Origin of the sequence: Nonomuraea sp. CA-143628, assembly GCF_050942315.1 — a bacterium.
Classification (GTDB): Bacteria; Actinomycetota; Actinomycetes; order Streptosporangiales; family Streptosporangiaceae; genus Nonomuraea.
The window spans coordinates 6,622,512-6,643,939 of sequence record NZ_CP192072.1 but is presented as its reverse complement, the minus strand read 5'-3'; the positions used below and the strand labels follow the sequence as shown (position 1 = coordinate 6,643,939).

General features: G+C 70.1%; 16 protein-coding genes. 6 read left to right on the top strand and 10 right to left on the bottom strand.

All coding sequences use genetic code 11. The annotated features are described in order from the left end of the window. Window positions 1–16 precede the first annotated feature (16 nt). From ACQP2T_RS30440 to ACQP2T_RS30430, 3 genes are read right to left on the bottom strand one after another with little or no spacing between them, the layout of a single operon-like run. Window positions 17–1,978 (bottom strand): S8 family serine peptidase, encoded by a 1,962-nt coding sequence (locus ACQP2T_RS30440; protein ID WP_433519484.1) that lies wholly within the window; start codon window positions 1,976–1,978, stop codon window positions 17–19. Continuing rightward, entirely contained in the window at window positions 1,975–3,912 is a 1,938-nt protein-coding gene (locus tag ACQP2T_RS30435) for a S8 family serine peptidase (protein ID WP_433519483.1), read from the bottom strand. Before ACQP2T_RS30435 ends, ACQP2T_RS30440 begins: the two co-directional genes overlap by 4 nt. Continuing rightward, on the bottom strand, window positions 3,909–5,945 hold the full coding sequence (locus ACQP2T_RS30430) for a S8 family serine peptidase (protein WP_433519482.1): 2,037 nt from the start codon (window positions 5,943–5,945) through the stop codon (window positions 3,909–3,911). Before ACQP2T_RS30430 ends, ACQP2T_RS30435 begins: the two co-directional genes overlap by 4 nt. A 632-nt stretch (window positions 5,946–6,577) precedes the next feature. On the opposite strand from ACQP2T_RS30430, the gene ACQP2T_RS30425 reads away from it, so the two are divergent. Beyond that, window positions 6,578–7,375 (top strand): maleylpyruvate isomerase N-terminal domain-containing protein, encoded by a 798-nt coding sequence (locus tag ACQP2T_RS30425; protein WP_433519481.1) that lies wholly within the window; start codon window positions 6,578–6,580, stop codon window positions 7,373–7,375. Window positions 7,376–7,497: 122 nt separating this feature from the next. Here ACQP2T_RS30425 and ACQP2T_RS30420 read toward each other — a convergent pair whose 3' ends face one another. Together ACQP2T_RS30420 and ACQP2T_RS30415 are read right to left on the bottom strand one after the other, a co-directional pair. Beyond that, window positions 7,498–8,664 (bottom strand): MFS transporter, encoded by a 1,167-nt coding sequence (locus ACQP2T_RS30420; RefSeq protein WP_433519480.1) that lies wholly within the window; start codon window positions 8,662–8,664, stop codon window positions 7,498–7,500. Further along, complete coding sequence (locus ACQP2T_RS30415) at window positions 8,661–11,525, bottom strand: glycoside hydrolase family 2 TIM barrel-domain containing protein (RefSeq protein ID WP_433519479.1); 2,865 nt, start codon at window positions 11,523–11,525, stop codon at window positions 8,661–8,663. Before ACQP2T_RS30415 ends, ACQP2T_RS30420 begins: the two co-directional genes overlap by 4 nt. 202 nt (window positions 11,526–11,727) lie before the next feature. Here ACQP2T_RS30415 and ACQP2T_RS30410 point away from each other — a divergent pair, with 202 nt between their 5' ends. Beyond that, complete coding sequence (locus ACQP2T_RS30410) at window positions 11,728–12,765, top strand: LacI family DNA-binding transcriptional regulator (RefSeq protein WP_433519478.1); 1,038 nt, start codon at window positions 11,728–11,730, stop codon at window positions 12,763–12,765. A 60-nt stretch (window positions 12,766–12,825) separates the two neighbouring features. Here the strand turns inward: ACQP2T_RS30410 and ACQP2T_RS30405 are convergent, their stop codons facing one another. After that, window positions 12,826–14,040 carry an MFS transporter gene (locus ACQP2T_RS30405; RefSeq protein ID WP_433519477.1) on the bottom strand — a complete coding sequence of 405 codons (1,215 nt, stop codon included), beginning with the start codon at window positions 14,038–14,040 and terminating at the stop codon, window positions 12,826–12,828. A 73-nt stretch (window positions 14,041–14,113) separates the two neighbouring features. Between ACQP2T_RS30405 and ACQP2T_RS30400 the strand changes: the two genes are divergently transcribed. The 4 genes from ACQP2T_RS30400 to ACQP2T_RS30385 all read left to right on the top strand — a co-directional run bounded on the left by ACQP2T_RS30400 (window position 14,114) and on the right by ACQP2T_RS30385 (window position 18,096). After that, on the top strand, window positions 14,114–14,956 hold the full coding sequence (locus ACQP2T_RS30400) for a LysR family transcriptional regulator (protein ID WP_433519476.1): 843 nt from the start codon (window positions 14,114–14,116) through the stop codon (window positions 14,954–14,956). Between the two features lie 191 nt (window positions 14,957–15,147). Further along, entirely contained in the window at window positions 15,148–16,632 is a 1,485-nt protein-coding gene (locus ACQP2T_RS30395) for a S8 family serine peptidase (protein ID WP_433519475.1), read from the top strand. Next, window positions 16,622–16,801, top strand: a complete 180-nt coding sequence (locus ACQP2T_RS30390) for a hypothetical protein (RefSeq protein WP_433519474.1) — start codon at window positions 16,622–16,624, stop codon at window positions 16,799–16,801. Before ACQP2T_RS30395 ends, ACQP2T_RS30390 begins: the two co-directional genes overlap by 11 nt. A gap of 497 nt (window positions 16,802–17,298) precedes the next feature. Next, a complete protein-coding gene (locus ACQP2T_RS30385) occupies window positions 17,299–18,096 on the top strand; it encodes a hypothetical protein (RefSeq protein ID WP_433519473.1) in 798 nt (265 codons plus the stop codon). Window positions 18,097–18,411: 315 nt separating this feature from the next. On the opposite strand, the gene ACQP2T_RS30380 is transcribed toward ACQP2T_RS30385, so the two are convergent. The 4 genes from ACQP2T_RS30380 to ACQP2T_RS30365 all read right to left on the bottom strand — a co-directional run bounded on the left by ACQP2T_RS30380 (window position 18,412) and on the right by ACQP2T_RS30365 (window position 21,384). Then, on the bottom strand, window positions 18,412–18,963 hold the full coding sequence (locus ACQP2T_RS30380) for a hypothetical protein (RefSeq protein ID WP_433519472.1): 552 nt from the start codon (window positions 18,961–18,963) through the stop codon (window positions 18,412–18,414). Window positions 18,964–19,295: 332 nt separating this feature from the next. After that, entirely contained in the window at window positions 19,296–19,814 is a 519-nt protein-coding gene (locus ACQP2T_RS30375) for a hypothetical protein (protein ID WP_433519471.1), read from the bottom strand. Between the two features lie 377 nt (window positions 19,815–20,191). Further along, window positions 20,192–21,151, bottom strand: coding sequence for a zinc-binding dehydrogenase (locus ACQP2T_RS30370; RefSeq protein ID WP_433519470.1), 960 nt, complete (start codon window positions 21,149–21,151; stop codon window positions 20,192–20,194). Continuing rightward, the gene (locus ACQP2T_RS30365; RefSeq protein ID WP_433519469.1) at window positions 21,148–21,384 is read right to left on the bottom strand and encodes a hypothetical protein; all 237 of its coding nucleotides are present in this window, start codon (window positions 21,382–21,384) and stop codon (window positions 21,148–21,150) included. The genes ACQP2T_RS30370 and ACQP2T_RS30365 overlap by 4 nt, the downstream gene beginning before the upstream one ends. Window positions 21,385–21,428 lie beyond the last annotated feature (44 nt).

Sequence of the window (21,428 nt, the reverse complement as noted above, 5' to 3'; positions counted from 1 at the left end):
GCGGGATACCTCCGGTCTAGATCACGCCGCCGGATATGACCAGCGCGTAACCTTGGGTTTCGAGATTCACGTAGGGGCGGAGCCGGATCATCCATGGACCGATGACGGGGCTCGGCAGGACGACCATCTGGACGTTGTTGACGATGTCGGGCGGAACGGGCGGGCTGGTCTTGCGCTGGCGGGAGAAGCCGCTGGGCACGTCGAAGTCGTTGCCCGCGTAGAGGTTTCCTGCCGGGTCCTCGACCTCGAACCTGATCGCCTGCACGGTGGGGGTGATCTGGCCCTCGGACGGCGGCCGGTTCACCCACACGAAGGTGACCTTCAACGGCTCGTGGGCGTCATGGACGAAGAAGCGGTACGTACGGGTCTCGGCCAGGCGCAGACCGGCTCGGCTCGGGATGTCGATCGCGATCATCGAGCGGGTGCCGTTCTCGAAGAACAGGGTCCGGTCGAGCTGGATGAGCCCCCAGCCCTCGGTGTCGCTCGGATAGCCGGGATGACCGCTCATGTCGACGGTCGCGTTCAGCAGCACCGCCCTGATCAGCGCTCCTGACGGGCTGGGGTTGCGGTTGCCCTCCACCGGCCGGCCCTTGGGGTAGAAGCCCTGGTTGAAGTACTGGCGTACGAGGGCGGCCGCGGCCGAGACGTTCGGCGTCGCGAAGCTCGTGCTGCACCGGGTCTGGACCTCGGTGTCGCTGTACAGGCCCGTGGACGGCGTGGGCGGCAGGACCGAGGTCCTGATGCCGCAGCCGACGGCCATCACCTCCGGCTTGCGGCGGCCGTCGAACGAGGGCCCGTCCACGCCGCTGCCCCGCGACATCTGGTCAGGGAAGGCCTTGGCCGCCGCGACGCAGAGCGCGTTGAACGCGACGCTGGGCGAGGCGTTCTTCGGGCTCACCCCCGTGTTCTCGCCGGCGGCGATCACCACCTGTTCCTCGCGGGCCAGGCAGAACGCGTCCAGGTCCCGGGCGACGACGTCGTAGCGGATATTGGTGCTCCAGCTGATGTTGTGGACGGTCGCCCCGGCGCCCCTCCCGTCCTCCAGCAGATCCTGCAGGCTGCGCGAGCGGCGGTTCTCGTCCGGCGAGGTCTTGTCCGGCGGGGCGAGGATCAGGTTGGCGTCGTGGCCGACGATCTTCGCGGCCCAGGCGCCGCCTCGGTCCTGGTGGTTGCCGGAGTTGCCCAGTTCGTTACCGGCCGCGATGCCGGCGACCTTCATGAAGTGGTCGCGGGGCGTGGCCCCTCTCGGGTTGAACAGCTCGCGGATCTTGCGATGGCCGGGGCCGGGCCTGTTCGGGGCGACGTCGGCGAAGAAGCGGTGGTTGAGGTCGAGCGTGCCCCGCTCGATGACCTGGATCACCTGGTCCTCGCCGTGCAGGTCGTGCGCCCAGATCGTGCCGCGGGCCGGGTCGCCGGACTGGGTCGTCTGGGCGGAGGGCACGTCCGCGTCGACGATCGTCGGCACCGGTTCGATCCACGTGACGTCCTCCAGCGCCGCGACCTGGGCGACCTTGGCCGCGTCGGCCAGCGTGAGCCGCAGGCGCAGCCGCCCGCCGAACGCCCGGCCGTCGACGGTGGCGATGTCGTGCGCGCCGATCGTCGTCAGCGCGGCCGTGACGGCGTCGGCGCCTGCGTCGTCGAACAGCACCGCCACCAGGTCGAGCGGCCCGGTCGCCGGGATGCCCGGGGAGAGCTTGGACGCCTGCGGGAACGGGGTGACGGCCCGGACCAGGAAGTCGGCGCGCACCCGGTCGGCCGTCGCCGCGTCGAGCCGTTCGAGGTAGGCCAGATTCGGGATGAACCGGTCCAGCCGCAGCCCGTACGCCGCCTTGAGCCGGACGATGTCCGGCCCGCTCAGCAACGCCGCGAACTGCACGACCGTCGCCTGCGGCCCGGCCGCCGCGGCCGGTTCCACCTGCGTGGGATCGAACGGCTCCGGCCCCACCAGCAGCCGGAAGTCCTGTCCCTCACTCCTCATCGCACACCCCCCGTGATCACCAGCGCGAAGCCCTGCGGCGCCCGCGTGAGCACCGGGCGCAGCCGGATCGTCCACGGGCCGGGAGCGGGGTTGTTCACGACGACCATCTGGACGTTGTTGGCGATGTCGGGCGGCGCTTTCGGGGGCGCCACCAGCTTCCGCGAGACCCCGTTGGGCACGTCGAAGTCGTTGCCCATGTAGAAGCCCCCGGCGGGGTCCTCCACCTCGAACCGGATGGGGTCCGGGGTGAACGGCGCCACCTCGGTCATCGCCTTGCTCGTCCAGACAAGGGTGATCTTCAGCTGCTCGCCCGCGTTGTCGACGGTGAAGCCGTACGAGCGGGTCGCGGACGTCGTCATGGAGGCGGCGCTCCTGACGTCGTGCACGATCAGCTTGCGCGTGCCGTTCTCGAAGAACAGGGCCCGGTCGAGCTGGATGAGCCCCCAGCCCTCGGTGTCGCTCGGGTAGCCGGGGTGGCCGGTCATGTCGACGGTCGCGTTCAGCAGGACCGCCTTGATCAGCGCGCCTGACGGCTGCTTGACGATCTTGTCCTGTTCGGGCTTGCCGTTCGGGTAGAAGCCCTGCGTGAAGTACTGGCGTACGAGGGCGGCCGCGGCCGTGGCGTTCGGCGTCGCGAAACTGGTGCCGCACGTCTGGACGGCGGTGTCGCAGTACACGCCCTGGGGCGGCGCGGCCGGCAGGACGGAGGTCCTGATGCCGCAGCCGACGGCCATCAGGTCCGGCTTGCGGCGGCTGTCGAACGAGGGCCCGTCCACGCCGCTGCCCCGCGTCATGTGGCCGGGGTGGGCCCTGGCCGCCGCGACGCAGATCGCGTTGAGCGCGATGCCGGGTGGCATGTTCCTCGAGTTCGGCCGCGTGTTCGGCCCGCCGGCGACCACCACCTGCTCCTCGCGGGCGAAACAGAACGCGTCCACGTCCCGGGCGGTGGACTCATAGCGGACGGTGAAGGCGTTGACCCAGCTGAAGTTGTGGACGGTCGCGCCGACGCCCCTCCCGTCCTCCAGGAACTGGTGGACGCTGCGGTGATTCGGGCCCAGGTCGCGCAGCGCGGCGCTGTCGTTGGCGACCAGCTTCGCGGCCCAGGCGCCGCCTCGGTCCTGGTGGTTGCCGGAGTTGCCCAGCTCGTCACCGGCGGCGATGCCAGCGACCTTCATGAAGTGGCTGTCGAGCGCGGTGTTCGCCCTTTTGAACTGCGCGCGCACCTTGCGATGGCCCGGGCCCGGCCTGTTCGGGGCGACGTCGGCGAAGAAGCAGTGGTTGAGGTCGAGCGTGCCCTCTTCGATGATCTGGATCACCTGGTCCTCGCCGTGCAGGTGCTGGTCCCACACGGTGCCCCGGGCCGGGTCGCCGGACTGGGTCACCTGGGCGGACGGAACGTCCTGGTTCTCGACCGCGGGCGCCGGTTCGAGCCACGTGACGTCCTGCAGCGCCGCGACCTGGGCGACCTTGGTCACGTCGTCGAGCCCGAAGACCAGACGCAGCCTGCCGCCGAACTCGTGGGCGTCGCTCGTCGCGACGTCGTGCGCGCCGATCGCCGTCAGGCTCGCCGTGACGGCGGCGGCGTCGGAGTCGTCGAACAGCACCGCCGTCAGAGTGAGCGGCCCGGTCACCGGGATGTCGGGCGAGAGTTTGGACGCCTGCGGGAACGGGGTTACGGCCCGGACCAGGAAGTCCGCGCGTACCCGGTCGGCCGTCGCCGCGTCCAGCCGTTCGAGGTAGGCCAGATTCGGGATGAACCGGTCCAGCCGCAGGCCGTACGCCGCCTTGAGCCGGGCGATGTCCGGCCCGCTCAGCGACGCCGTGAACTGCACGACCGTCGCCTGCGGCCCGGCCGCCGCTGTGGGCTCCACCTGCGTGGGATCGAACGGCTCCGGCCCCACCATCAGCCGGAAGTCGGGGCTCGGGCCCGTCATAGCTCGTCCACGGCGACGTCACCGGAGACCACGAGCGCGTAGCGCTGTTTCTCCTGGTGCCCGGAATGGCGCAGCCGGATCCTCCAGGTCCCTGCAGTGGGCTGATTCACGATGACCATCTGAACGTTGTTGATCGCGTCCGGCGGGTTGGCCGGGGTCGTCGCCAGCTTCCGCGAGACGCCGGCGATCCCGTCGAAGTCGTTGCCCATGTAGAAGTTGCCTTGGGAGTCCTCCACCTCGAACCTGATGGCGTCCACCCGGGGATGCGACAGGTTCTGCTCGGACGGCGGCCGGTTGACCCACACCAGGGTGATCTTCAGCGGCTCCGTGTCGCCGTTGACGAAGAACTGGGACGTGCGCGTCTCACCCATCCGCAGGCCGGCGCTCTTCGGGACGTCCTTGACGATCAGATTGCGGCGGCCGGAGTCCTTGAAGAACAGCGTCCGGTCGAGCTGGATGATCCCCCAGCCCGTGATGTCGTTCGGGTAGCCGGGATGATCCGTCATGCGGACCGTCGAGTTGAGCAGCACCGCCTTGATCAGCGCTCCTGACGGCTCGATGCCCTTGTCCTTGTGTAGTTCGCCTGTTGGGTAGAAGCCCCTCTGGAAGTACTGGCGCACCAGCGCGGCCGCGGCCGAGGTGTTCGCCGTCGCGGCGCTGCAGCCGCACTTGATCGTTTCCACATCGCAGAACGGGCCTTTGGGAGCGGGCGTAGGGATGGTCGAGGTGGTGATGCCACAACCGACCGCCATGAGGTCCGGCTTGCGGCGGCCGTCGGGCGTCGGCCCGTCCACCCCATTGCCCCGCGACATGTGGTCGGGGAAGGCTTTCGTGGCCGCGACGCACAGCGTGTTGAACGCGATCCCGGGCGGCGTGTTCTCCGGCCCGTCCTCCACGTTCTGGCCGGCCGCGACCAGCAACTGGTCCTCGTGCTCGAAGCTGAACTTGTCCGCGTCCTGGGCGAGCACGTCGTAGGCCGCCACCTTGCCGATTCCCCAGCTCAGGTTGTGGATGCTCGCGCCTTCTTTTCTCGACGCGTTCAGCAGGGTCTCGAGGCTGAAGACCGCGAAACCCGTATTGATCTTCTCTCGTTTCAGGTCCCCGAGATTGCGGGTGACGAGCTTGGCGGCCCACGCGCCGCCACGGTTCGGGTGATTGCCGGAGAAGCCGAGCTGGTCACCGGCGATGATGCCGGCCATGAACATGAAGTGCCGGCCGACGACGCCCTCGTTGAACGCCCGGACCACCTTGCGATGGTCCGGACCGGGCTTGTTCGGCGGGTTGTCGGCGAAGAAGCAGTGGTCCAGGTCGACGCCGCCCTGGTCGATCATCCCGATCACCTGGCCCTCGCCGTGCAGGTTGTGGATCCAGACCGGGCCGCTGGACGGGTCGCCCGACTGGAGCACCCGTGCCGACCCGGCGTCCATGAGGGTGAACTCGGGCTCGGGCTCGATCCAGATGACGTCGTCGATCGCCGCCGCCTGGGCCACCCTGGACGGGTCGTCGAGCGTGAGGTGCAACCGCAGCCGCCCGCCGCTCTCCCGGTCATCGGCCGTCGCCATGTCACGCGCGCCGAGCGCGGTCAGACTCGCCGTGACGGCGACGGGGTCCGAGTCCTCGAACAGCACCATCGTCAGGTCGAGCGGCCCCGTGGCGGGGATCGTGGGCGACAGCTTCGACGCCTGCGGGAACGGGATGACCGCCCTGACCAGGAAGTCCGCGCGTACGCGGTCGGCGGTCGCGGTGTCCAGGCGTTCCAGGTAGGCCAGGTTCGGGATGAACTTGTCCAGGCGCAGGCCGTACGCCGCCTTGAGACGGGCGATGTCGGGCTCGCTCAGCAACGCCGCGACCTGCACGACCGTCGCCCGCGCCACGCCCACCGCGGCGGGCCGCTCGCGGTGGGACGACTCACTGGGGGGCGGCTCTTGGCGGGCGAGTTCCTGGTGGGACGGTTCCATTGCCGCAGGGTCGAACGGCTCCGGTGCCACCATCAGCCGGAAGTCCCGTACCCCCGGGACGGGCTCCCCCGTCATCGCTCATCCCGCTCTCCGGCCGCGGACTCGATCCACGGGCCTCGGCCGGACCGGTCTTGGACACGGTCGATCACTGCATCCTCCTTGGAGTGGACGAGCCGGCGCCGACCACGCACCCCCGCGGCCGGCATGAACCCCCAGCGGCTCCGCGATGGCATGTCCCCGAGGCAGAGCCGCCTTACCTGGAAAGGCGTTCCACCGCGTTCCATCGCGTTCGTGGGAGCGCGGCGAGACCAAACCGCCGGCCGGCGTGTGGCGATGACCGGGCTACGGGCCGGTCGGCAACCCCGCGGCGGACCGGGGCCGGCCGCGGGTGCCGCTGGAGGGGTACGGCATCCATGACCCGGGATCGGGGTCCACGCTCAAGACGCTGGAGGACCGTCCCCTGCCCGAAGCCCACCTTGCCGGTCTTGATGGTGAGCTTCTTGGCGATCTCGGGGACGGGGACGCCCTTGTCCTTCAGCGCGACGGGTGAGCATGTCGTCGTCGATGACCTTCGGGCGCGGGGCCGGGCTTCCACGCACGGCCCGGGTGACGGCCGGAGGGGACGAGGACTTCCAGCACCTCGGCTACGCAGAGCCGCATCGCCCCTGACGACCGACCCGAGTACCGGGTCGTGATAGAGAGTCCGGGTGACAACGACACTTGCGTTTCCCGTTCTGCTGCGACTGATCGACGAACGCTCGACCGCCTTCCGCGCCGCGATCGCCTCCGCACCCCGCCTCGACGCGCAGGTGCCGACCTGCCCCGAGTGGACGCTGTTCGATCTGGCGCAGCACATCGGCGAAGGGCGCCGCGACTGGGCCGCCACCGTCGCCGCCGGCCCTGCTCCGGCCAAGTCGGCGGCGCAGGGCGCCCCGGCTGCGCCTCGGGAGCGCGAGGCGCTGCTGGCCTGGTTGGCGGAGTCCACGGAGCAACTGGTGGACGCGCTGCGGGAGGCCGGCCCGGATCGCGGTTGCTGGACGTGGTGGGAGACGTCGCAGTCGCCGCAGACCTCCGGTGCCGTAGCTCGGCACCAGCTCCAGCAGATGGCGGTGCACACCTACGACGCCCAGATCACCGTGGGTGCCCCGCAGCCGCTGCCGGACGAGGTGGCGCTCGACGGTGTCGACGAGTTCCTGTCCACCTGCGTCGCGACGACGAGTGCCTGGCCGCACAAGCCCGCTGTCGTCGACTTCCACGCCTCCGAGGGCCGCTCCTGGCGCCTCTCGCTGTCCGCCGGCGGCGCACGGACCACCCGTCTCCCCGGGCCCGGCACCAAATCGGACACCGCTGCCGACCAGGACCCGGACGCGGCCGACGCCTCCGTCTGGGGCACGGCCGACGAACTGGTCCTCATCCTGCACGACCGTATCCCGATCAACTCCCTGAAGCTCGACGGCGACCGACGTCTCTTCGACCAGCTCAGCGCCTGGGACCCGGATGAGTAGGACATGACGATGCGCCCCCTCGTACGCCCCGAGGCATGCCTCCCGTCAACGGCTACAGCCACGCCGTGCTGGCCTCGGGGCCGCGCTGGGGGGAGCAGACCGCCACGGCTGCGAAGATGCGGTCAACCGGATGTCCTCGTCAGGCGGATCAGCCAGACCGTCGCCGCCAGGGAGGCGGCGGACAGTGCGGTGAGCAGCCAGGGCACGGCGTGGATCCCCGACACCTCGATGCCCACGCCGAGCAGGGGCGGCGCCGCCACACCGCCGAGCATCGAGGCCGCGATGACCCAGGCGCCGGCGCGTCTGGACTGTGGCAGGGCCCTGTTGAGCCAGGGCAGGCCGGTGGGGAAGACGGGCGCGATGAACAGTCCGACACCGGCGTAGGCCAGGGGTGCCGCTCCCATGAAGAGCGTGAGCAGCAGGCACACGGTCATGCCGGCCGCGCACACGGCGAGGATGCGTTCTGGGGCGTACTTCAGCGTGATGGGGACGACGAGGAAGCGGCCCGCCGTCATCGTCAGCCAGTACACGGAGGTCGCCGATGCGGCAACGGTCGCGCTGTAGCCGATGGTTTCCAGGTGGGTGGGTTCCCAGCCGCCCACACCCGCCTCGACCGCGACGTTGAGGATGTAGAGGGCGATGAAGCCGATCAGGATGCGCGGCAGGCCCAGCTTCACGGACGCTGCCTCGGACGGGACGCCGGCCGCCGTCCTCGTGCGGATGCCGTTCGTGCTCAGGGCGAGCGCCGCCGCCAGCACCGCGCAGCCGGCGAACGCGTACGCGTGGTCGTCTGGACCCAGCCAGGCCACGACGGCCGGTCCGAGCACCGCTCCGATGCCGAAGTGGGCGTTGAGCACGTTCAGCATGGCCGTGGACTTGTCGCCGAAGCCGACCGCGAACAGTTGGTTGAGGCCGTAGTCGATGCCGCCGAAGCCGAGGCCGCCGAGGAAGGCGGCGGCCAGTGCCACCGGCCAGTTGGGGGCGAGCACGAAGCCCGCGCCGCCCGCCGCCATCAGAGCGTAGCTTGCGACGACCAGCGCCCTGTTGCTGATCCGGGAGTGGATGGCGTTGAAGGCCAGGACGCCCGCGAGCCCGCCCGCGAAGTGCAGGCTCAGGCCCAGGCCCGCGCCGGACGGGGTCAGCCCGTACTGCTCCCGCAGGCCTGGGACCGCCGGGCCGTAGAGGGCTTGGAGCATGCCGATGAGGATGAATCCGGCACAGGAGGCGACCGCGGCCGGACGGGTGAAGAGCCGGCCGTCGGCGGGCGACGTCACGACCTTGTCGGTCACTTGGTCTCCAGGAAGGAGAAGGAGAACTCCGCGGGCTGAGCCGGCAGGTGGTAGCGCGGCAGCGGGCCGGGGCCACAGGATTGTGAGCCGATGCCGTGCTGGCCGTGGTCGAGGTTGACCCACACCCGGTCGCCGGCCGTGAGGTCGGTGCGGTGCGCGGCGGTGTCCAGCTGCTCGTTGGTCCAGCGCCGCGCGCTGAACCAGAACTCCGGGTCGCCCTCGATCCTGAGGCCACCGATCTCGGCCCAGCGGACGTCGGCACGGGCGCCGTTCTCCTGCGGGCGGACGTACGGCGTCTGCAGTTCGTCGACTGTGGACTCCCAGCGGCCCAGCATGGAGGCCGACCTGGTGTCCGGGTACGCCTCCCCCGGACCGCCGCCGAACCACCGAACACGGTCCGCCGAGCCCGCGAGCCCGAACCGGATGCCGAGCCGGGGCAGCGGCACCCGCCAGTCGCCCTCGGGCGTCACGGAAACGGTCAGCTTCAGCCGGGTGCCGTCGGAGGTCCACCGGTAGACGGTGGCCAGGCCCGCCTCCCGGGCCGCGGGCGCCACCCTGGTCCGCACGGTCAGCGCGTCGTCGCCCAGTTCGACGGAGTCGAGGCGGTGCCGCATCCGGCGCAGGCCCAATGTGCGCCACAGCGAGCCGAAGCACACGCCGTCCCGCCAGGAGGTGCCGTTGTCGTTGTCGGTGGCCGCCCGGAAGACGTCCAGGCGCGGGCCGTCGATCGCCACCCCGCCGATCGACGTCAGAGCGCCGGTGCGGGGGGCGAAGGTGGCGGGTCCGAGGGTGATCTGCCGCTCGCCTAGGAGGGGCCTGTCGGAGGCGGTGACGGATGGCGCCTGCCGTACGGCCACGGGGAGCTGGCCCCACGCCACCGGGTGGCCCTTCGGTGCCCATGAGGTGTCCGTCGCGAGCAGCGCCCGTATCGTCCACTGCCTCTCGCCGCCGCGCGTGCCGGCCGGTGGCTCGGGCAGCGTCAGGTCGGCGGACTCGCCCGGTGCGAGCGCCGGCACCGGCAAGGCGCCGGACTCGACGGTCTCGCCGTCCACCTGGTAGGACCATTCGAAGGCGAGCGCGGACAGGTCGGCGAAGTCGTGCCGGTTGGTGACCCGCACGGTGCCGTCCGTGCCGCCGCCCTCGATGCGGACCGGTTCGATCACCTTCTGGTACTCCAGCAGCCCCGGCGAGGGCGTGCGATCCGGGAACACCAGCCCGTCGCAGCAGAAGTTCGCGTCGTGCAGTTCCTCGCCGAAGTCACCGCCGTAGGCGTAGCCGAGATCGGCGTGCTTGATCCCGTGGTCGATCCACTCCCAGACGAAGCCGCCCTGGAGCCGCTCGTACGATTCGAAGAGCCGCTGGTAGTCGGCGAGCCCGCCGGGGCCGTTGCCCATGGCGTGCGCGTACTCGCACAGGATGAAGGGGAGCCGGCGCCTCTTGCGCGTGCCGCCGTCCAGTTCCTGGCCGATGCGCTCGACCTCGGCGTGGGAGGCGTACATCCGTGAGTACACGTCCGTGTCACGGCAGTCGCCGTCGCCCTCGTAGTGCACGAGCCGCGAGGAGTCCCGGCCGTGGATCCACGCGGCCATGGCCGTCAGACCACGCCCGGTGCCGGCTTCGTTGCCGAGGGACCACATGACGACCGACGGGTGGTTCTTGTCTCGCTCGACCATGCGGGCCGCGCGGTCGAGCAGAGCGGGGGTCCAGCGGTCGTCGTCGACGGGGTTGTCGCGCCAGGACTGCTCGGTGAAGCCATGGGTCTCCAGGTCGCACTCGTCGATGACCCACAGCCCGTGCTCGTCGCACAGGTCGAGGAAGGCCGGATGCGGTGGGTAGTGCGAGGCGCGGACGGCGTTGATGTTGTGCCGCTTCATCAGCAGCACGTCCTCGCGCATGGTCTCCAGGTCCAGCGCGCGGCCCTGCTGCGGGTGCCACTCGTGCCGGTTGACGCCCTTGAACAGGACGGGCCTTCCGTTGACCTTGATCAGGCCGTCTTCGAGGACGACCGTGCGGAAGCCGATCCGGAGCGGTACGCGCTCGCCCGCGGTGGCCAGCACGCCGTCGTACAGCTTCGGCGTCTCGGCGGTCCACGGCTCGACGGGCACGGTCACGGACTGGCCGGTGGCGACATCGATCGCGAGCGCGGGCACGGTGATCCGGCCGTCCACGTCCGAGTCGACCTTCAGCGTGCCCTCACCGGTGACATGGTCGTAGGAGGCGTGCACGAAGAAGTCGCGGACGCTGCCGGCCGGGCGGTGCAGCAGCGTGACATCACGGAAGATGCCCGGCAGCCACCACTGGTCCTGGTCCTCCAGGTAGGAGCCGGCCGACCATTGGTGGACCCGGACCGCGAGCACGTTGCCATCCGGCCTGAGCAGATGCCCGGCCGTGAATTCGTGCGGGAGCCGCGAGCCCTTGAACTCGCCGAGTTCCGTGCCGTTCAGCCACACCCGGGCGCAGGACTCGACGCCGTCGAAGCGGAGCACCGATCGGCCGTCCGATGGCCAGTCGGACGGCAGGTCGAAGACGCGCAGGTGATCACCGGTCGGATTCTCCGTCGGGACGCGCGGCGGGTCGACCGGGAAGGGGTAGAGGTGGTTGGTGTAGATGGGTGAGCCGTGGCCCTGCAGGACCCAGTGGCCGGGCACGCTCACCTCGGCCCAGTTCCCCGTGTCGTATCCCGGCTCGGCGAACGAGTCGTCCTCGGTGTCGGCCGCCGGTGACAGGCGCAAGCGCCAGCTCCCGTTCAGAGAGAGCGACCTGGCGTCCGAGGACGCGTACCAGGCGCGGGGCGGCAGGGCCCCGCTGCCCGGCGAGACGTCCTCGACGTAGGCGATGCCTGTAGTGGCGCGGAAAGACATCTGTCTCCTCGGTGTGTCGAGCTGGGGGTGCACAGATCCCCCGTTACCGTTAACGTGAACGGTAACGGATTCTGGCTCACCGGATCGATCCCGTCAATGCCCGACAGGCCGCCCGGCGCGGTGGCGGGCAGGGACCGCGGCGGTCGGTGAACCTGCTTGACTTGGGGCACGGCAGCGCGAGGAAACGGAGTGTGCGGGCGGCGTGGCGGGACAACGGGAAACGGAAGAGCAGCCGGGGCGCGACTCCCCCGGCGCGGGGACCGCCAAGCGCGTCACGCTGCGCGATGTCGCCAAGGCGGCGGGCGTGTCCCACCAGACTGTCTCGCGGGCGATCAACGGCAAGGGAGAGATCGACCCGGAGACCCAGCGTCGGGTGCTCGACGTCGCCCGGCGACTGCGGTACCGGCCCAGCCGGTTCGCCCGGGGGCTGGTCCGCCCTGACGTCGTCACCGTGGGGCTCATCGTCCCCGACGTGGTCAACCCGTTCTTCCCCGAGTTCATGGCAGGGGTGTTCGCGGCCGCGGACCAGCGGGACTGGCAGGTGCTCGTGGCCAGCACCGAGAACACCCCATCCCGGGAGCCGGCCCTGCTCCGCTCGCTGGGACGGCAGGTCGACGCGCTCGTCAGCTACCTCAGCCACTCCGACGCACAACTCGAGCCGTACGTGGGCTCCGTGCCGCTGGTCATCGTCGACCGCGGGATGGACTCATCCACCTACGCGCTGGTCGAGGTCGACACCGCGGCCGGAATCAGGGCCGGGATGCGGCACCTCATCGACCAGGGGCACCGCCGCATCGGCATGATCGACTGCGCGCCGATCTGCGACCCGTTGGTCCGAGGCCGCGTCTTCGCCGAGGTCGCCGAGGAACACGCCCTGCCGATCGACGACCACTGGAGAATCGTGGGCGAGCAGAGCCTGGACGGCGGCGCCGCCGCGTTCGAGGCGCTGCACGCCGCGCACCCGGACCTCACCGCCGTGTTCGCCTTCAACGACCTCGTCGCGATCGGCGCGCTCCAGGCCGCCCGCCGGCTCGGCCTCCGCGTGCCGGACGACTGCGCACTCGTCGGTTACGACGGGCTGAGTGTCGCCGATCTGCTCGACCCACCACTGACCACCCTCCACCTGGACAAGCGACGGCTGGGCGAAATGGCCGTCCACCAGGTCGACCGGCTCCTCGCCGGCGAACTGCCACCCCCCGCCGTCCTGACACCGAGCCTGAAAGTCCGCGGTACGACGTAGTCGCGGAGGGTATCTGGCTGGACCGACCGACCCGCTCGGTGTCGCTGGACGGCAGGCGGATCATCGCGCGTCCGAGGCCCCGATGAAGCCGGGATCGCCGCGCACCGACCGCGTTCGAATGGGTGAGCGCCGGGACAGCAGCCATCCCATCAGCGCGGCGGCGAGGCCGGCCAGGCCGGCCACCGCGAAGCCGCCTGCCGGTACGGACGTGTCGATCGCCCCGCCGACGATCGGGACGCCGAGGGCGAAGCCCGCGCCCAGCGCCGAGGACTGCAGGCCTGTCGCCTCACCTCGCACGCTCGCGGGTGCGAGCCGGCTCACGGCGTCGGACAACGCGGAAAGAGTCGGTGCGGCAAGCAGCCCCGCGCCGCAGCCTGCCACACACAACCAGCGCCAGTCGTGGGCCAGTCCGGCGGGAATGGTCACCAGCCCGAGCAGGCCGAGCAGCAGCCAGGTGGGCAGCGGTCGCGGGAGCGCGCCGTACAGAAGCCCGCCGGCGATGGAGGCCGCGCCGTACACGGCCACCACGACGGCGGCCCAGGAGACCTGGCCGGCTTCCTTGAGAGTGGCCACGATGGCCAGGTCGGTACCGTTGAGCACGATCGTGGCGCCGAACGCCATCACCAGCACGGCGATCATTCTCGAGCCCAGCCACTCCCGGCGACGGGGGCGGTCGGCTGGGGCGGCCGGCGCCTCATCCTCGGCCCGCAGCGGGGGGTTGAGCAGGGCGATCCCCGTTCCGCCCGCCACGATCGCGGCGCCGACGCCCCAGGCCACCATGCCGGAGGGCAGTTGTGCCGCGCAGAGGATCACGATCGGCGGGCCCACCATGTAGGACAGTTCGCCCTGTACCGCTTCCAGCGCGAAGGCGGCCCGGCGCTGTCCCGCCTTCGTCATCGCGGCGATCGCCTGCCTGGTCACCATCGGGGCCGGCACCATCAGCAGACCTGCTACGAAGGCGACGGCCAGCAGGGTCGTGTACGGCAGTACCGAGACGCTGAGCCAACACGCGACCTGAACCACGACGGTGATCAGCAGCACGATACGCGCGCCCCGCCGGTCGATCATGCGGCCCAGCAGCGGACCGCCCAGCGCCAGACCGATGGTCATGGCCGCCGCGGCTCCTCCCGCCGCCGCGTAGCTCATGTCCAGGCCCAGAACGACGTACATCGTCAGCGCCATCCCGGAGGCCGTGATCGCGATGCGGGCGAGCAGCGAGACGCCCAGCAGCGATGCCATCCCAGGCGCGGCGAGCAGCTGTCGGTATCGACTCACCCGCGTGACGCTAGCTCCAATCATCTGGCTATAGGAAGTGGCCATATGATTGGGGTCGATATAATGGATTCTTATGGCCAGGGATCTGGAGATCGTACTGCTGCGGTCATTCGTCACCGCTGTGCGGGCGGGCAGCATCAGCCGCGCCGCAAGCGCGCTGGGGCAGAGCCAGCCCGCGCTCAGCCAGCAGTTGCGCAAGCTTGAGAACACCGTCGGCAGTCCCCTGCTCCTGCGGTCCACGACCGGCGTCTCGCCGACCCGCGCGGGTGACGAACTCCTGCCCTACGCGGAGCGCATCCTCTCCCTCTCCGCGCAGGCACTCACCGAAGTCGGCCGCGCACTGACCGGCCACTGCGGCGTCGGGCTGCTCGAGGACCTCGCCGCGTCCCAGCTTCCGCAGGCCCTGGCCGACCTCGCCCGGCTGCATCCAGGCGCGACGCTTGAGGTGCTCAGCCTCTCCGGCGACGCGAGGCGCGAGGCGTACGACGCGGGACGCGTCCAACTCGTGCTCGACGAGGCGGCGGACGTTCCCGGCCGGCCGCGCTGGACGGTGCGCCGGCCGCTGGTCTGGGCGGTCGGCCAGGGTGTGGACTTGGCCGCCGATCCGCTACCCGTGGTGCTGTTCTCGGGCCCGTGCACATGGCGTGCGTCGGTGCTGGAAGGGCTGGAAAGCGCCGACCGCCGCTGGCGGGTGGCGTTCGAGAGCAACACTCTCGTCGGTGTGCTCGCCGCGGTGCGGGCCGGGCTCGGCGTTACGGCGGTGCTGCCCGGCAATCTCGAACCGGCCATGGCGTGCCACGACGCGGACGCCCTGCCCAGCCTGCCGGACATCGAACTCGGCCTGGCCAGGCACCCGCGGACCGAAGGCGATCCGCTGGTCGATGCCGTGGAGACCGCGCTACGACGCATGATCTGAGCGGCGCCGCCCTCTGCCCGTCGGGCTCGGGCACGTGTCGAGCATGCCCTGTCGCGCCTCAAGAACCGAAGGGCCGCCAGTGGTCCTGAACATGGCTACCGACTGGGCCGGCCTGCAAGCCTTGACCATACTACGTTAAAAAGAGTATGGTCGCTGCCGCATTCAAGATCACCTCTTGATGGAGGCAGTTCATGAGCTTGGGCGGCATTCTCGCGTCCGCGCTCCTCGCCAGTACGATCACCGTGGCACCGCCGCCGGAGCGGCCACCACCGGCTGCGACGACCGGCGCCGTCACCCTGATCACCGGCGACCGCGTCGTGGTCACCGGCGCGAGCCTGCGGGTGGAGCCCGGACCGGGCAGGCGGACGGGATTCACCCGGCAGGTGATCGAGGGCCACCTGCAGGTGATCCCGTTCGACGCCCGCCCCCTGCTGGCCCGGGGCGTCCTGGATCCGCGGCTGTTCGACGTGACGCAACTGCTTCAATGGCGCTACGGCGACGCCGACCGGCCCGACATCCCCGTGATCACCCAGTCGGTGGACATGGCGGGGGCGCGGCGGCTGGCCGGGCTCGGCATGTCCACGCTCCGGGTCTCGAAGAAGAACGCCGCCCAGACCTGGAAGGATCTGACCGGCGACGGCGCCCGGGCGCTGGCGGCGGGCAAGGCCAAGCTCTGGCTCGATGGCCGGCGCCCCTGGACCCTCGACAAGAGCGTCAAACAGATCGGCGCCACCGAAGCCTGGAAACAGGGCTTCACCGGCAAGGGCGTCACCGTAGCCGTGCTCGACTCCGGCTACGACCCCGATCACCCTGATCTCAAGGGCGTGGTCACCCACGAACGGAATTTCTCCGATGAGCCGGACATCCGCGACAACCTTGGACACGGCACACACGTCGCCTCCATCGTGGCCGGAGCCGGCGAGAAGTACCGGGGAGTCGCGCCCGGCGCGAACCTCGCCGTCGGCAAGGTCGGCGGCCGCTCCGGCCCCTCGGATTCCGCGGTCCTGGCGGGCATGGAGTGGGCCGCGACCGAGGTCAAGGCCAAGGTCGTCAGCATGAGCCTGGGCGGTCCCGACACCCCGGAAGCCGACCCCGTCGAACAGGCGGTGAACACGCTGTCCGAGCGGACCGGCACGCTGTTCGTCATCTCCGCGGGCAACAGCGGCGCCCAAGCCCCGGTATCCACCCCCGGCAGCGCCGACGCCGCCCTGACGGTCGGCGCGGTCGACGACCACGACCGGGTCGCGGGCTTCTCCAGCAGGGGCCCTCGCGAGGGCGACCACGCGATCAAGCCGGACATCACGGCTCCCGGCGTGGACATCATGGCCGCCGAGGCGGGCGGCACGTACGTGGAGCGCAGCGGCACCTCGATGGCCGCGCCGCACGTGGCCGGCGCCGCCGCGATCATGGCGCAGCGGCACCCGGACTGGACCGGACAGCAGCTCAAGGCCGCCCTTATCGGCAGCGCCGCCCCCACACCGGGCGTCACGCCATACGAGACCGACGTCCGAGGCGAAGCCGCTCCCGCTGTTCGCGGTCCGCTACGCCCCAGGCGGTCTCGACTCGTTCAACCGGGCCCGTCCCGGCACGGCGACCAGGCTGCCCGTCCGGGTGGAGCGCAACCCCGGCGCGCCCGGGGCCAAGGTGACCTCCCTCAGCATCGAGATGTCCTCTGACGACGGCGCGAACTGGCTTGCCCTGCCGAGCGTCCCGACCGGCTCGGGCTGGACCGCCGCCGTGCCCAACCCGCGTACGGCCGGCTTCGTCTCCTTGAGGGTCACGGCGAGCGACACGTCGGGGACGAGCGTCAAGCAAACCGTCATCCGCGCCTACGCCGTCGGCTGACGCGATCGACCTCCTCCCGCGCCAACCTGCTCCGAAGACACGTCCGCCACACCATCCCCCGAGCCGTGCGATCAACGCGCCCATCGCCGTCGGCGCGGCTCGGCCGGGGGGACGGCCCGCCGGCTTCGGCCGCTTCCACCTCGTCATCACCAACGCCTCCGGCACGTAGTACCAGCTCATCGCGCCGAACGGCGGCGGCACGCAGAGCGCGAACGTCTCCGGCTGTGACATCACCCTCGACTTCGCTGTCAGCGTCGACTTGACTGGAACGGCGTGGATGTACGGGTGGCTGAAGAACAGCGGCGGCCACCAACGGGTCTTCACCAAGTGCGAGATCGACGAGCAGACCCCGTGAGGCCGCCCAGTCCAGTGTCTTCATGAACCGCGTCAGCGAGGGACCTGCGGAGATCGGCACAGTTCTCCATGGCGTCGGTGACGTCTGCGGCGGTGGCGGGCGGTCCCTCGCGGATGACGGCCGGATGTGAAGGAGAGCCGATATGGGCAACCTGTTCCGGACCTTACGCAGCAGCCTGGATGCCAATGCCCGGCGTGCGGTCGAGGTGTATACCCGCGAGCTCGCGGACTACCGCAGCCTGGCCGCTGAGGCTCGGGGGTCGGCCGCGATGCTGGAATTCGCGGTGATTCTGCGGCGCCGCACCATCGAGCTGGCCGCGGAGGACCAGGCGTTCACCGGGCAGGACCAGACCTACATGGCCTCGGTCGGCGCGGCGCGGGGCGAGGTGGGCGTCTCGCTGGCATCCCAGCGGCAGATTCTGCTCCTGCACGCCAATCTCTCGCTGCGCGAGATCCACGAGGCGGCGGGCCCCAACGACCTTGGCGACGTCATGCGCATCCTCGGGTGGATCGCCCACCATGGCCTTACCGCGCAGAACGCCTACACACGCGGATACCTCAAAGGTCAGGAGCGCTTCCTGCCCGTCGTGGCCAGGATCCAGATGCTCGCCCGGATGCTCCTGTCCGACGATCCCGCCGCGCCCCAGCTGGCCGGCGAGCTCGACCTGCCGATGCAGGACCACTACCTGGTGACGATCGCCCGGACCTCCGGCGGCCGGCCCGACCACCCGCGGCGCGACGAGGTCGTCAAGGCGCTGCTGAACCGCCACCGCTTCCCGCTGACCTGGCAGCAGGTCCTCGTGGACACCACCGCCACGACGCTGCTGGCCCAGTACACCGACCTCACCGACGGCGGCAAGGCGGTGCTCGGCACGTCCGGCGTACAGACGATCAAGGCCGGGTGGACGAACGACAAGCCCGCCGTTCCAGACGCGAGCTGACCCGAGCCTCCGCCGCCGCGGCCCTGACGCCGGCGTCAGGGCCGCGGCTACCGAGGCCGTCGCCGAGCGCCACCTCGGGCTGCTCGACCTACATCTCGTCGAAGAGACCACCATTCGCGCCCACATGGGCCTTCCACCCGCTCGGTCCGGGAGACGACCCCAAAGCCGTGCGTGATGTTGGTGACTTTCGTGTTCTCATAAATGCTCGATTACCAGAGAAGATCACCAGAAGGCTTCGCATAATGTGCCCCTGCATCCCAGGCGCCGAGGCGCACACGCTGCGGGCGGCCAGGACGCAGTGCGGTGGCGGCGGCGTCATCTCGTCCAGCAGCCGGGGTTCCACGAGACGCTCTTGTTGCCGGAATACGTCGCCTGAGTGGTGTCGGCGACCTGGATATGTCCGTCGGCGTACTTGTAGATTAGCTTGACCTGGTATGTCTGCACGATCTCGGAGATCTGCGCCGAACGGTTCGGACCGCCGGGCAGCCAGTACGTGCACCGGGAATCCAGGGCGCGGGGAAACCACTCCCCATGGGATTGCTCGATGACGTGGTCCCTCGCGGCGGCGTTGTACTCGGTGCCGAGCCCGCCCGCCCACGGGTTGAAGTTCACGTCGCTGCTGGAATACTTGCACACCTGGTAATTGCCCTTGTTGAAATCGGGGCTGTCCTTGCCGGCGGCCACTCCCCACGTCTCCGTGTCGGTGCAGGACTCGTAGTAGCGGGCGGAGCCGGTGGGCGTCACTTCCACCGTGATCGACGGCTGATCGGCCATAGCCGTGGTGGGTACGCAGAACAATGCCGCGGTCATCGCCGCTGCCGCCGCGCCGGCCCGCGCCACCGTACCGCGACCGAAACTGAAGTCCATTTGATCGTCCTTCCCTTGTGCTGTTCTCAGTGCCATGCCTGACAGTAAGGAAAACGACTTGGGCAGCACTGAAGGCGATCTCCCGAAAGACATGAGAACGACTTGGATGTGACTTGGCGGACGCGCTCCGCCGACTACGAAGCAGCAGAGCAGCGTTGAGCGGCTTGCCGTGACTTTCCGGCCAAATGCGTCTCGCCGACGGGTTTTCACAGGTCAGGACGGATGCAGTCGGGTGGGCTGTACGGCTGTGACACCGACGGCGTACACGCGGTGCGCCTTGTGCTCGGTCGGGCTGGCATCGACGAGGCGTCGAGCCGTTCGATCTCCTCGCCTCACTCCAGGAGGGCCGGTTTCACGGTGAACACCCCCACCGAGATGGTTTCGTAGGGCAGGAACTGTTCGATGATCTTGGCGAGGGTCATTTCGGCGGGGTCGTCCGTCGGGCTGCGGTCGGCCAGGCTGTACACCATCGGGCCCTCTGAAGCGGGGCCGGTCGAGGTGGCGCCCGAGACGATCACGGTGTGGAACGCGTCGCGGCTTCCGCCGTACATGACGATGACGTCGCCCGGGACGACCCGCAGGGTGGCGAGTTCGTCCGGCGCGACGCGGCCCTGTGACGTCGTGTCGCAGAGGAAGGCCGCCCACGACTCCGATCCGCCATCGTACTTACCCGACGCCTTGACCTGCATCCCCTCCAGGAACGTCTTCTGGTTGAGGCGCTTAGCCCTGAGCAGGGCGTAGGGCAGGAATTCGTAGCACATCAGCTGGATGGGCCCCTCGGTGTGGTCGGGAACCCCGCCGCTGGTGCGCCAGGAACTTCCGCTGCCCCACGTGATGGACGTGATACCCATCAGGGCCTTGACCGCGAGGGCGCACGTTGAGCCGGTGGTACTGCGGCTGCCCAACGACCCCGAACTGCTGCTCGAGGATGAGGATGAGGAGCCGGTGCTTTCAGGTGGGCGATCGGTCATGGCGTCTCCTCCCTTCGCCCTGGCGACACTCTGACCCCGTCCCGAAGAGCTGAACAGCCCGTGAGCCTGTCCACATCAGGTCCCTACGCGGACCGGTCGCCAGCTGAGTGGCCTGACGGATCGCTGAGGCCACGCGCGGGTCAGCCGCACAGGCACGGTGGGGCTAGGCACCGCCGCTCGGAGACGGTTCCGTCGACGTCGTGGGCAGGGACGGCGACGGAACGCTCACTGGTGATCATCGAGTGGGCGCGGGCCGGTCATGGCATCACGACGACTCGCCTGCCTTTGAGGTCGGTTCGCTGCCAGGCGGCCGCGATGTCGCTCAGTTGGACCTTCTCCACCTCGAAGGTGAGATCGCCGGACCGCGTCCACGTCACGATCTGCTGGTACGCCTCGTCCATGGTCTGCGGGTCGAGGCCCTTGGCCGCGCCGTAGATCTCCACGCCGGAGGTGCGCAGGCTCGACCCGGCGATGGCGACCTCGGTGCCGACCGATTCGCCGATCTGGACCACCCGGGTCGGCTTGCCGAACGCGAACGACCGCGGCACCAGGGCGCGCAGCAGGATCTCGCTGGGCCTGCCCCACAGGTAGTCCATGACGACGTCGTAGCCGTCCCCTTTGGCGTCGAGGTACGCCTGCGCCAGCGCCTCGTCGGAGACCGCGGTGTTGATCACCGTGTCGGCCCCGATGGCCCGTACCTCGCGCAACTGGTCGTCGTCGCGGCCGGTGGCCACGATCCGGCCGGCGCCCAGCAGCCGGGCCACCTTGACCGTGAGCCGCCCGGCGACCCCGGTGGCGCCCTGCACCAGCACCGTCTCCCCAGGAACGAACCCCGCGGCCGTCTTCATCGACATCGCGGTGACGGCCGAGGCCATCACCGCGACCACGGCCGGGTCGATGCCGTCTGGGATCGGCATGTAGGAGCCCTGGGACACCACGGCCTTCTCGGCGAGCGCGCCGTAGGGCAGGCGGATGTTGCCGAACCCGACGAGCGTGCCGTCCGGGAGGGCGCCGATGCCGTCGAAGGCGGGGATCACCGGAAGCCGGCCGATGTACTTCTCGCTGGCGTAGTGCGTACCGGCCGCGATGGCCTTGTCGACGTTCTCGACGGCGACCGCCTTGACATCGATGATCACCTCACCGTCGCCGGCGACCGGATCGGGGAAGTCCTCAAAGCGCGGGATGCCGCCGACCTCGTGGAGCACGGCTGCCTTCATCCCAGCTCCTGCCCGAACAAGCGAGCGATCCGCGTCTGCCACGCCGCCAGGACACGAGGCGGCCGGGCCGGCGAGTGGTCGAACCCGTGGTGGTGCGTGGGCGAGTGCCGCCTCCCATGGCCATGGCGGGCCTGGCCCTGGTGCCCGGCCGGCCGCTCGGTGTGCGCGGGAATCCCCGGAACGCGATGGGTCGCCCAGTGCAGCAGGTCGCGGAGCGAGTGCTGGTGTCTCATGGTCGCCTCCTCTGGCGTGTGCGTCTCTATCAGTGATAGAGGAC

Excerpts from the sequence above, each read along its gene's own strand:
- ACQP2T_RS30435 (WP_433519483.1), bottom strand. The coding sequence starts at position 3,912 with ATGACGGGCCCGAGCCCCGACTTCCGGCTGATGGTGGGGCCGGAGCCG.
- ACQP2T_RS30380 (WP_433519472.1), bottom strand. The coding sequence starts at position 18,963 with ATGGACTTCAGTTTCGGTCGCGGTACGGTGGCGCGGGCCGGCGCGGCG.
- ACQP2T_RS30375 (WP_433519471.1), bottom strand. The coding sequence starts at position 19,814 with ATGGGTATCACGTCCATCACGTGGGGCAGCGGAAGTTCCTGGCGCACC.
- ACQP2T_RS30395 (WP_433519475.1), top strand. The coding sequence starts at position 15,148 with ATGAGCTTGGGCGGCATTCTCGCGTCCGCGCTCCTCGCCAGTACGATC.
- ACQP2T_RS30440 (WP_433519484.1), bottom strand. The coding sequence starts at position 1,978 with ATGAGGAGTGAGGGACAGGACTTCCGGCTGCTGGTGGGGCCGGAGCCG.
- ACQP2T_RS30385 (WP_433519473.1), top strand. The coding sequence starts at position 17,299 with ATGGGCAACCTGTTCCGGACCTTACGCAGCAGCCTGGATGCCAATGCC.
- ACQP2T_RS30430 (WP_433519482.1), bottom strand. The coding sequence starts at position 5,945 with ATGACGGGGGAGCCCGTCCCGGGGGTACGGGACTTCCGGCTGATGGTG.
- ACQP2T_RS30370 (WP_433519470.1), bottom strand. The coding sequence starts at position 21,151 with ATGAAGGCAGCCGTGCTCCACGAGGTCGGCGGCATCCCGCGCTTTGAG.
- ACQP2T_RS30365 (WP_433519469.1), bottom strand. The coding sequence starts at position 21,384 with ATGAGACACCAGCACTCGCTCCGCGACCTGCTGCACTGGGCGACCCAT.
- ACQP2T_RS30400 (WP_433519476.1), top strand. The coding sequence starts at position 14,114 with ATGGCCAGGGATCTGGAGATCGTACTGCTGCGGTCATTCGTCACCGCT.
- ACQP2T_RS30390 (WP_433519474.1), top strand. The coding sequence starts at position 16,622 with ATGTCCTCTGACGACGGCGCGAACTGGCTTGCCCTGCCGAGCGTCCCG.
- ACQP2T_RS30415 (WP_433519479.1), bottom strand. The coding sequence starts at position 11,525 with ATGTCTTTCCGCGCCACTACAGGCATCGCCTACGTCGAGGACGTCTCG.